Origin of the sequence: Phenylobacterium aquaticum (assembly GCF_022695515.1) — a bacterium.
In the GTDB taxonomy this organism is placed as follows: domain Bacteria; phylum Pseudomonadota; class Alphaproteobacteria; order Caulobacterales; family Caulobacteraceae; genus Phenylobacterium; species Phenylobacterium aquaticum.
Genome location: NZ_JALDPT010000071.1, coordinates 1 through 10,397 on the forward strand (window position 1 = coordinate 1; position 10,397 = coordinate 10,397).

The following is a 10,397-nucleotide window of genomic DNA, read 5'->3' on the forward strand; positions in this document are numbered from 1 at the left end:
ATCTGGTCGGGCCCGGCGCCTGTCCGGCGGCGGCGCGGTCGAGCGCCGGCCAGCGGGCCTCCGCGGCGATGACCGCGCGCAGGGCCTGGTCTGCGCCGCGCAGGGTCTCGGCGGTCAGGGGCAACTGGTCGGGGGTCTGCAGGATCCCCGCCGCGCGCAGCGCCGCCGCCAGGAACAGGGTCTCCTTGCCATCGACATAGCGATAGAGGGCGCCGACGGAGAGGCCCAGCCGCGCCGCGACGTCGGCGACCTGGGTCAGGCGATAGCCGCCCTCCACGAAGCTTTCGAGGGCGGCGTCCGCCACAGCGTCCAGGCTCACCCCCGAACGCGCGCCGGGTCTTGCAGGTTTGGCCATCGGGAGCTCCTGCTCAGGGCGTGGCCGGAACGGCCGTGGTCTCGAAGGCGAACAGGCCCGAGGCCTCCCGCGCCCGCACCCTCACCCCATCCGCCTTGAAGAAGACGTCGAAGACCACCCGCTGCGCAATCCCATAGGCGCGGATCTCGAAGGTCAGGTGCTCCGGACCGACCCAGCGGGCCAGGCCGGCCACTGCCCCGCCCTCCGGCCCCTGGGCGCCCAGCCGGGGTCGCCCGTCGAAACCCAAGGGCGCTTCGAAGGCGAAGAAGGGGCCGTCGATCCGCACCGAACCCTCGGCGCCGGTCTGCTGCAGCGTCAGGCGCCGCACCCAGCTGGGGTCGGCCAGGGCCAGGTCGACGCCCATCAGCGCCCTCGCCCGGGCTCCGCCGTGACCCGGCGCACGGGTCGGCGGCGGGCTTGAAAGCGCGGCTACCGCCCGAGCCAGACGCGCCGCCCCGCGAGGATCGGCCGGCAGGGCCGCCGGGGCGGGGCGCAGGCCCGCCAGCAGGGGAAGGGTCTGGCCGCCGTCGGTGTCCGAGGCCGTCGTGACCACCAACAGCCGCGCGCTCGGCCAGGCGGCGATCCCCTGGCCGCCGCGCCCGCGGGCCTCCACAAGACCCGGGATCGCACGATTGAGCCAGAAGCCGTAGCCGTATCCGTCGCCATTGGGCGCGACGGACTGGGCCGTGACCGCTCGCGCCATCCAGGCGGCCGGCACGACTTGGCGGCCCTGCCAGGCGCCGCCGTCGAGGACCAGCCGACCGATCTTCACCAGGTCGCCGGCGCGCAGGTCGAGATCCCCCCAGGCCCGCGTGCGGCCCTGGGGATCGGCCGGCCAGCGCCAATCCTCGATCCCGAGGGGACGGAACAGCAGGCGATCGGCCTGGGCCGCCAGGGACAGGCCGGCGTCGCGGCTGACGAAGGCCGAGGCCAGGAGGTAATTGGGGCTGCAATAGGCGAAGTCCCCGCCGGGGCGGCCTCGCGCCGGCAGGGCGGCGACATAGGCGGCCCAGTCGGGCCTCGCCATCATTTCGAAGAGTTCGGGCTCGCCGGGGCGGTCGCCGCAAGCCCGCCCGCCACGCATGGACAAGGCGTCGCCCAGGCTCATGGATCGGTCGGCGAGGATCGGCTGGTCCATGCCGAAGTCGGGCCGGTCGGCATAGATCGCGCCGACGGTCATCGCCGAGATCGACTTGCTGACCGAGGCCACATCATGCCGCAGGCCCGGCCCGAACGGATAGACATAGAGGTCGAGGACCGGCTGGCCGTCCCGCTCGATATAGAGACTGTCCAGGGGAATGGCGCGCCGCCGAACCGTCTCCAGCACCTTGGCCAGGTCGTTCGAGCTCAGCCCCACGGTCTCCGGCGGGGCGAGGGCCCGGGCTGCGCCAGGCCCCGCCAGCAGGGCGGCCATGACCGCGCAAAGCATTGTTCGCCACGCCATATCCCGCTCCCCGTCGCCCTCTCCGTAATGAATGAACGACTCATTCATTACGGAGTCAAGCGCGGAGGCTGGCGGAACGGAGAGGCTGGACCCCAAACAGAAACGGCGGGGGCCAAGGCCCCCGCCGTCGATCCTGGCGCCCTGCCGACCCGGCCGTAGCCGAGGCGGTGGGCTGAACCCTGGAATGGGGCCTAGTTCCGGAAGACCGCCGCGGTCGACGGATCGTGCGGCATCTCGCGGTACTGGCGCAGCTCGTTGCGGCCGACCACCATGTGGTGGACTTCGTCCGGACCGTCGGCGATGCGCAGGGTGCGGGTGTTGGCGTACATGCGGGCCAGCGGGGTGTGCTGGGACACGCCGAGCGCGCCGTGCATCTGGATCGCCTGGTCGATGATCTTGCAGACCCGTTCCGGAACCATGGCCTTGACCATGTGGATCCAGACGCGGGCTTCCTGGTTGCCCAGGACGTCCATGGCCTTGGCGGCCTTGAGCACCATCAGGCGCATGGCTTCGATCTCGATCCGCGCGCGGCTGACGATCTCGATATTGCCGCCCAGCTGGATGATCGGCTTGCCGAAGGCTTCACGGGTGAGGCCGCGGGTGACCATCAGGTCCAGGGCCTTTTCGGCCGAGCCGATGGCGCGCATGCAGTGGTGGATACGGCCCGGGCCCAGGCGCAGCTGGCTGATCTCGAAGCCGCGGCCTTCGCCGAGCAGCATGTTCGAGGCCGGCACGCGGACATTGTCGAACACGATGTGCATGTGGCCGTGCGGCGCGTCGGGATCGCCGAACACATGCTGCGGGCCGATGATCTTCACCCCGGGGGTGTCGGTGGGCACCAGGATCTGCGACTGGCGCAGGTTCGGCGGGCCGTCCGGGCTCGTCTGGACCATGGTGATCATGATCTTGCAGCGCGGGTCGCGGCGCCGGAGATGTAGTGCTTCTCGCCGTTGATGACGTACTCGTCGCCGACCAGGGTGGCGCGGGTGTTGACGTTCTTGGCGTCAGACGAGGCCGAGTTCAGCTCGGTCATCGCGAAGGCCGAGCGGATCTTGCCTTCCAGCAGCGGCTTCAGCCACTTTTCCTTCTGCTCGGGCGTGCCGACCCGTTCCAGGACTTCCATGTTGCCGGTGTCCGGCGCGGCGCAGTTCATGGTCTCCGACGCGAGCGAGTTCTTGCCCAGCTCGACGGCGATGAAGGCGTAGTCCAGGTTCGACAGGCCTTCGCCGGTGTGGGCGTCGGGCAGGAAGAAGTTCCACAGGCCCTCGGCCTTGGCCTTGTCCTTGGCGGCTTCCAGCACTTCCAGCTGGCCGGGCGCGTAGGACCAGATGTCGGTCTTGTTCTGGCCGAGGCGATGGAACTCCTCGCTCATCGGCTGGACCGTGTCGCGGATGAAGCGCTTCACGTGGTCGAGCAGCGGCTGCGCCTTCTCGGACATCCGAAGGTCGTTGAGCTCGTCCATCGGGTTCATCCCGAAGCTGGACTGCCCCTTGTCCGCGATCTTGTTCATCTGGTCTCTCCCACTGCGTTTGATTTTCAAAACTCGGCCGCGCCCCGGCGGCCACACGGCGCCCGGACCCTATGCTCCTAGCTTGGACGCCTTTTGGATCGAAATCAAACAAGCGTTTTAAATTTTTCCGTGACAGCGGCAATCGCGGTCCGCACCGCCGCGGCGGCCAAAGAAAAAGGGCGGCTCCGGAGGGGAGCCGCCCTAGGCGTTTGGGGAGGAAGGGCGGCCGCGAAGCCGCCCGAAGAGCGCCTGACGGATCAGGCGTAGAGCGAGGAATGGGCGCCCGCGAGCACGAGGGCCAGGGTCGCCGAGAGCACGAGCAGCGCCGGCGTCAGTTTGAGGATCAGTGTCATGCAGCTCAGATAGGGAGGCGGCCCCCCGCTTTCCAGTTAAGGTTGAGACATCTTTTTCTGTCAGACGCCCCAGTTCCGCTGGCGCCGACCGTCAGGCAAGCCGATAGCGACCGGCGGCCAGGCCTCGAGGGCGGCGGCGGTCGTCGCCGCCGGGTCCAGGGCGGTGGTGTCCAGCACATGGCCCTGCAGGTCGCCAAGATCGGCGAACTGGTCCCACATGGCGCCGATGACCTGCGGATCCCGCATGGGATGGCCTTCGCGGGCGACGCCCCGGGGCGATCGTCGTCTCCCGGTCGGGACGCAGCACCAGATAGTCCAGCGCCACGCCCGTCCGATCGGCCGCCTCGCGGAACGGGGGCAGGAACCAGGTTCCGACGATGCCGTCGAACGCCACCGGATATCCACCGGCGGCCAGGGTCGCCGCCTGGACCGCCATCGCCTCCATCACCACCCGGTTCTGGTCGGCCGAGGCCGGCGTCCAGGGCGGGATGTAGCCCTTCACGAAATAGGTCCAGAGGTCGTCTGAATGCAGGTGAAGCGCCGCCGGCCCCGGCCAGGCCTTGGCCACGGCCCGGGCCAGGGTCGACTTGCCGGCGCCGGGCGGGCCGGTGACGATGATCAGGCGTCCGTCCATCAAGCGCTCCTGCGGCCGGGGTTATCCGGGCTTGTGGCAGACAGCCTCGATATTGTGGCCGTCCGGGTCCAGGACGAAGGCGCCGTAGTAGTTCGGATGGTAGTGGGCCCGGACGCCCGGAGGCCCGTTGTCGCGCCCGCCGGCCGCCATGGCCGCGGCGTAGAAGGCCTCGACACCGGCCCGGTCCTTGGCGGTGAAGGCCACATGCACATTGCCGGTCGGCGGCCCGCCGGTCCCGAACCAGAAATAGGGGCGGCCTTCCGAGCCATAGCCCGCATGGGCGTGGCCGCCGGTCTGCTCGGCCGTGACCTCCATCACCATCCCGATCCCCAGCGGGGCTAGGGCGGCGTCGAAGAAGGCGCGGGCCTGGGCGAAGTCGGAGACGGTGAGACCGATGTGATCGAGCATGGGAACCTCCAGATGTCCTGGAGACCGATCCTGGACCTCGACGATCCAGGATCTGTCAGCAGATGGCCGCCGGCTGCGGCGGCCTATTTCACCGGCAGGCTGGCGACGTTCGAGCAGACCGCCGCCTGCAGGGTCTTGTCGTCGTCGTCGCTGATCTTCTTGGGCGCGGTCGAGCGCCAGTTGGCCGGGATGTCCAGCGGCTTGCTGGGGGCGTAGCCCGCGACCAGGATCATGTCGCCGGCCTTGCAGTCCAGGGCCAGCACGCTGCCCACGCCGTCGGCGGCGCCGGGGGCGGACGGCCCCATGCGCGGCGTGGCGCCCACCTTGCCGATCGCCTGCATCACCACGACCCGGCCCGACTGCTTGTCCAGATAGGAATAGTCGGCGTCATAGGACCATTGCAGGTTCTTCGGCGTCACCGCCGAATAGGGCTTCCAGGTCTCGGCCATGGCCGACGACGCGCAGGCCAGGGTCGAGAGGGCGGCGATCGCGAGGGCGAGGCGCATGGGCGTTTCCTTGTCTTTTGACGCTTGAGGCTCTATGGGCGCGGACCCTAGCGGCCGAATTGCGGCCCCACCAAGCGGAATTCCGGCCGACGCGGCTCCAGAGGCGATTTTCAACGCCAGGTTCGCTTGACTCGGACGGACGCCTTCCCTACCTCCCCGAGCGTCGTTAGCACTCAGAGGGCCCGACTGCTAACAGCGGTCCCCGTGCCAGCGCAGACCCATTCAACCGTCCCGAACGGAGAGATAAAGACATGGCGTTTCGTCCCCTGGGAGACCGCGTCCTCGTGAAGCGCGTCGAGGAACAAGAAAAGACCAAGGGCGGGATCATCATCCCCGACACCGCCAAGGAAAAGCCGCAGGAAGGCGAAGTCGTCGCCGTTGGCCCCGGCGCGCGTGACGACTCCGGCAAGATCCAGCCCCTCGACGTCAAGAAGGGCGACAAGATCCTGTTCGGCAAGTGGTCCGGCACCGAAGTGAAGATCGACGGTCAGGACCTGCTGATCATGAAGGAAAGCGACGTTCTGGGCGTGGTCGAATAACCACCGCCTGCCGCTGACCTGACTTCCCACCTCTTTTAGAAAGCAAACGAAAATGGCCGCTAAAGACGTCTATTTCGCTTCCGACGCCCGTGATCGCATGCTGCGCGGCGTCAACATCCTCGCCAACGCAGTGAAGGTGACCCTGGGCCCCAAGGGCCGCAACGTCGTCATCGAAAAGTCCTTCGGCGCCCCGCGCTCGACCAAGGACGGCGTGTCCGTCGCCAAGGAAATCGAACTTTCCGACCGCTTCGAGAACCTCGGCGCCCAGCTGATCCGCGAAGTCGCCTCCAAGACCAATGACAAGGCCGGCGACGGCACCACCACCGCCACCGTCCTGGCCCAGGCCATCGTGGTCGAAGGCCTGAAGTCGGTCGCGGCCGGCATGAACCCGATGGATCTGAAGCGCGGCGTCGATAAGGCCGTCGCCAAGGTCATCGAGGAAATCAAGAACTCGGCCAAGAAGGTCACCACCAACGCCGAGATCGCCCAGGTCGGCACCATCTCCGCCAATGGCGACACCGAAGTGGGTGAGATGATCGCCAAGGCGATGGCCAAGGTCGGCAACGAAGGCGTCATCACGGTTGAAGAAGCCAAGACCGCCGAGACCGAACTCGACGTCGTCGAAGGCATGCAGTTCGACCGCGGCTACCTGTCGCCCTACTTCATCACCAACGCCGACAAGATGGAGGCCGATCTCGAAGAGCCGCTCATCCTGCTCTTCGAAAAGAAGCTGACCTCGCTGCAGCCCCTGCTGCCGGTGCTGGAAGCCGTGGTTCAGTCGGGCCGTCCCCTGCTGATCATCGCTGAAGACGTCGAAGGCGAAGCCCTGGCGACCCTGGTGGTCAACAAGCTGCGCGGCGGCCTGCGCGTCGCGGCCGTCAAGGCTCCGGGCTTCGGCGACCGCCGCAAGGCCATGCTGGAAGACATCGCCATCCTGACGGGCGGCGAGCTGATCAGCGAAGACCTGGGCATCAAGCTCGAGAACGTCACCCTCGACATGCTCGGCAAGGCCAAGAAGGTCACGATCACCAAGGACGACACCACCATCGTGGACGGCGTCGGCGCCAAGGACGCGATCGAAGGCCGCATCGCCCAGATCAAGCGTCAGATCGAGGACACCACCTCGGACTACGACAAGGAAAAGCTGCAAGAACGTCTGGCCAAGCTGGCCGGCGGCGTTGCCGTGATCCGCGTCGGCGGCGCGACCGAAGTCGAAGTGAAGGAAAAGAAGGACCGCGTCGACGACGCCCTGAACGCGACCCGCGCGGCCGTGGAAGAAGGCATCGTTCCCGGCGGCGGCGTCTGCCTGCTGAAGGCCTCCAAGGTTCTGGACGGCTTCAAGGGCGACAATGACGACCAGGAAGCCGGCGTCGCCATCGTGCGTCGCGCGCTCCAGGCTCCGATCCGTCAGATCTCGGAAAACGCCGGCGTCGAAGGCTCGATCGTGGTCGGTAAGGTGCTGGAAAACACCTCCGCCACCTTCGGCTTCAACGCCCAGACCGAAGAGTATGTGGACATGGTCAAGGCCGGCGTCATCGACCCGGCCAAGGTGGTCCGCACCGCTCTGCAGGACGCCGCCTCGGTGGCCGGCCTGCTGATCACCACGGAAGCCGCCATCGTCGAAGCCCCCAAGAAGGGCGGCGGCGCTCCCGGCGGCATGCCGGGCGGCATGGGCGGCATGGGCGACATGGACTTCTAAGTCCATCCGACCAGCGCTTAAGATCGAGGGCGGGGCCGCAAGGCTCCGCCCTTTTTCTATGCCCGTCAGTCGTCGCGGGTATGCTCGCCGATGACCAGGTGTCCCACCCAGCTGGTGATCCCGGTGACGATCGCCGCCTCCAGTCCCGGCACGAAGCCGTGGACCGTGAAGCCCTTCACGACATAGGCGACCAGCCCGATCATGCCGGCGTTGATGACCAGCAGGAACAGGCCCAGCGTCAGGATCGTGAACGGCAGGGTCAGGAACACGACCACCGGCCGGACGATGGCGTTGACCACCCCCAGCAGCAGCGCCGCGACCGCGAGCGTCCACAGGCTGTCATAGGCGACGCCCGGAACGAAATGGGCCGCGATGGCCAGGCCGATCGCGGCGAAGATCGCGCGGACTAAGAATCTGGCGAGCATGGAACCTCCTGAACCCGATCCGCCAGGACGGCGGCGTACGGCCAAGCCTAGAACCCTTCCCGTCCAAGTGGAATGACCCGTCGCCCTGCGACCGCGAGCGACATTGAATTGGTTCGGTGAACAAGGTTCCGTTCACCATTGCGCCCCACATTGGGGCGCCAGATTGTCACACCCTAGGGTTTGATGGTTCGCGGGGTTGAGCGGAGGGGGCGAGGACGTGAGTCAGACCAGTTCCGGCATCATCGACGAGCGACTGGACAAGGTCCCTCGGATCGACTGGGAAGTGCTGATCGTCCGCGCCGTGATCGGCGCCGGGGCGGCGGCCCTGGTCACGCCTGTGCTGGGGCTCGTCTGGGCGGTCATATGGTTCGTCGCCTATGCGACCCAGGAGACCGCCACCTTCATCACCACCCGCGAAGTGCGGCGCAACAACGCCATGACGCCCCGCCAGCGGAAGATCTATGTCGGGCTGCTGTTCTGCGCCTCCATCGTCTGGAACTGCATGAGCGTCTCCCTGTGGCGGACAGGCCAGGAGCCCTATCGCCTGGCGGCCGGCGCCATCATGATCGCCAATCTGATCCATGCCGTGGGCTTCTCGTTCCGCTCTCCGGCCTCCCTGGCGGCCATGGGGCTCGTTCCCGGAACCCTGTGGGTCGCCCTGCCCGCCTTCTTCGGCGGCTATTCCCCCCACGGCGCCATGGCCGCCGGGATCGCCAGCCTCATGCTGCTGAGCTACATGGTGACCAGCGCCCGCGCCAATATCGCCACCGCCCGCGCCCTTGAGGCCGCCGAGCAGAAGGCCATCGCCGCCACCGAGGCGAAGTCCGCCTTCCTGGCCATGGTCACCCACGAGTTGCGCACCCCGATGAACGGTGTCCTCGGCATGGCCCGCGCCCTGCAGCGCACCAGCCTCGACGCCCGCCAGCAGGGCTATGTCGATACCATCCTGCGCTCCGGGGACGGCCTGCTGACCCTGCTGAACGACGTGCTCGACATTTCCAAGATCGAGGCCGGCCGGATGGATCTGGAGGTCTCACCCTTCGACCTGCGCCTGCTCGGCGAACAGGCCGTCGAGCTGTGGTCCCAAGGCGCTCAGGCCAAGCGCCTGACCCTCGTCTGCGACGCCGATCCGCAGTTGCCTGCGCATGTGCTGGGCGACGAGATCCGGGTGCGCCAGATCGTCTACAACTTGATCTCCAACGCGCTGAAGTTCACCGAGACCGGCGGCGTGCGCCTGGGCCTCCGCGCCGCGCCGGGCGCCGACGGCGAGGGCGGCGTCGAGATCGCGGTCAGCGACACCGGCCTCGGCATGACCGCCGAACAGATGGCCGGCCTGTTCCGGCCTTTCGTCCAGGCCGAGGCCGGGACCGCGCGCCGCTACGGCGGCACGGGCCTGGGCCTGTCCATCTGCCGCAAGCTGGCGACCATGATGGGCGGCGACATCTCCGTCGACAGCACCCCGGGACGCGGCTCGACCTTCCGCGTCTGGCTGCCCCTGCCGGCCTGCGAGCCCCAGGCGGAGGGGCCGGGGGACGAGGCGCCGGCCGACATGCCCGAGCTGCGCGTGCTGGTCGCCGACGACAATCCGGTCAACCTCGCCGTCGCGCGCGCCATACTGGAGGCCGCCGGCGTGGTGGTCGAGGTGGCCGCCCATGGGGGCGCAGCGCTCGACCAGCTCAAGGCCCAGACCTTCGACCTGGTTCTGATGGACGTGCACATGCCGGTGATGGACGGGGTCGAGGCGGTGGGACGCATTCGCGACGGCCAGGCCGGCCGCGCGGACATGCCGGTCATCGCGCTGACGGCCGACGGCCTGGCCGGGGACGACGCCCGGCTGAGGTCGGCGGGCTTCGATGCGGTGGAGACCAAGCCGGTCCGCCCCTCCGCCCTGCTGGCCGCCATGAGCCAGGTGCTGGCCACGCGCGGCGGCGACGGCGCGCCCATGGAAGCCGCCTGACCCGGCGCGGGTTTCACCCCCGACACCATAGGGGCTCATTTCCGCCCCGGCGCACGGCCAAGGTCCGACCGATGAACAAGCACGCTGCGCTCCTCACGCTCGCCGCCGCGCTCGCCCTGTGCGGGTCGGCCGACGCCCAGACCTCGCCCCAGGGCCCGCCGCCCGGCGATCCGCCCCGTGGTCACGGCGGGCCGCCGCCCGGCGGGGGCCACGGAGGCGGACTGTTCCTAAGCCCCTCCGGCGAGCCCTTCCGAGGCCCTGGCGGCGAGGCCGCCTGGTTCGCGGGCGCGGACGCCAATCATGACGGCGTCCTGACCCTGGCCGAGTTCCGCGCCGACGCCATGCGCTTCTTTCAGGTGCTGGACGCCAATCATGACGGCGTGATCGACGGATCCGAGAACCAGATCTACGAGACCAAGATCGCGCCCGAGATTCTCGGCATGGGTCGAGAGGATCCCGAGGACGGCCCCCGCAAGGGCGGCGGCGGCGACGGCCCTCCCGGCGGCGGCATGGGCCGCGGCGCCGGAGGGATGGGCGGCCCCGGCGGCGGCATGGCCGGCACGACGG

The 10,397-nt window shown here is 68.6% G+C and carries 11 protein-coding genes and 1 pseudogene; 4 read left to right on the forward strand and 8 right to left on the reverse strand.

The window, feature by feature from the left end; genetic code table 11:
• The 7 genes from MQH10_RS25740 to MQH10_RS25770 form a co-directional block, all read right to left on the reverse strand.
• On the reverse strand, nucleotides 1-355 hold a 355-nt coding region (locus tag MQH10_RS25740; protein ID WP_242566823.1), incomplete at its 3' end, for a helix-turn-helix domain-containing protein.
• Nucleotides 356-368: 13 nt separating this feature from the next.
• Nucleotides 369-1,799 (reverse strand): serine hydrolase domain-containing protein, encoded by a 1,431-nt coding sequence (locus MQH10_RS25745; RefSeq protein ID WP_242566824.1) that lies wholly within the window; start codon nucleotides 1,797-1,799, stop codon nucleotides 369-371.
• A gap of 191 nt (nucleotides 1,800-1,990) precedes the next feature.
• Nucleotides 1,991-2,692 (reverse strand): acyl-CoA dehydrogenase family protein, encoded by a 702-nt coding sequence (locus MQH10_RS25750; RefSeq protein WP_242566825.1) that lies wholly within the window; start codon nucleotides 2,690-2,692, stop codon nucleotides 1,991-1,993.
• Between the two features lie 5 nt (nucleotides 2,693-2,697).
• Nucleotides 2,698-3,309, reverse strand: coding sequence for an acyl-CoA dehydrogenase family protein (locus tag MQH10_RS25755; protein WP_242566826.1), 612 nt, complete (start codon nucleotides 3,307-3,309; stop codon nucleotides 2,698-2,700).
• A gap of 444 nt (nucleotides 3,310-3,753) precedes the next feature.
• A complete protein-coding gene (locus MQH10_RS25760) occupies nucleotides 3,754-4,296 on the reverse strand; it encodes an AAA family ATPase (RefSeq protein ID WP_242566827.1) in 543 nt (180 codons plus the stop codon).
• 21 nt (nucleotides 4,297-4,317) lie between these two features.
• Nucleotides 4,318-4,704: a VOC family protein gene (locus MQH10_RS25765; protein ID WP_242566828.1), complete on the reverse strand. Its 387-nt coding sequence runs from the start codon at nucleotides 4,702-4,704 to the stop codon at nucleotides 4,318-4,320.
• Nucleotides 4,705-4,787: 83 nt separating this feature from the next.
• Complete coding sequence (locus tag MQH10_RS25770; protein ID WP_242566829.1) at nucleotides 4,788-5,210, reverse strand: hypothetical protein; 423 nt, start codon at nucleotides 5,208-5,210, stop codon at nucleotides 4,788-4,790.
• 251 nt (nucleotides 5,211-5,461) lie between these two features.
• Here MQH10_RS25770 and groES point away from each other — a divergent pair, with 251 nt between their 5' ends.
• Nucleotides 5,462-5,749, forward strand: a complete 288-nt coding sequence (gene groES / locus MQH10_RS25775; protein ID WP_242566830.1) for a co-chaperone GroES — start codon at nucleotides 5,462-5,464, stop codon at nucleotides 5,747-5,749.
• 52 nt (nucleotides 5,750-5,801) lie between these two features.
• Nucleotides 5,802-7,448 (forward strand): chaperonin GroEL, encoded by a 1,647-nt coding sequence (groL, locus tag MQH10_RS25780; protein WP_242566831.1) that lies wholly within the window; start codon nucleotides 5,802-5,804, stop codon nucleotides 7,446-7,448.
• 65 nt (nucleotides 7,449-7,513) lie between these two features.
• Here the strand turns inward: groL and MQH10_RS25785 are convergent, their stop codons facing one another.
• Nucleotides 7,514-7,873, reverse strand: coding sequence for a phage holin family protein (locus tag MQH10_RS25785; protein ID WP_242566832.1), 360 nt, complete (start codon nucleotides 7,871-7,873; stop codon nucleotides 7,514-7,516).
• Nucleotides 7,874-8,090: 217 nt separating this feature from the next.
• On the opposite strand from MQH10_RS25785, the gene MQH10_RS25790 reads away from it, so the two are divergent.
• Entirely contained in the window at nucleotides 8,091-9,830 is a 1,740-nt protein-coding gene (locus MQH10_RS25790) for an ATP-binding protein (protein WP_242566833.1), read from the forward strand.
• Nucleotides 9,831-9,901: 71 nt separating this feature from the next.
• Nucleotides 9,902-10,397 (forward strand): annotated as a pseudogene (locus MQH10_RS25795) (hypothetical protein); the annotation flags it as partial.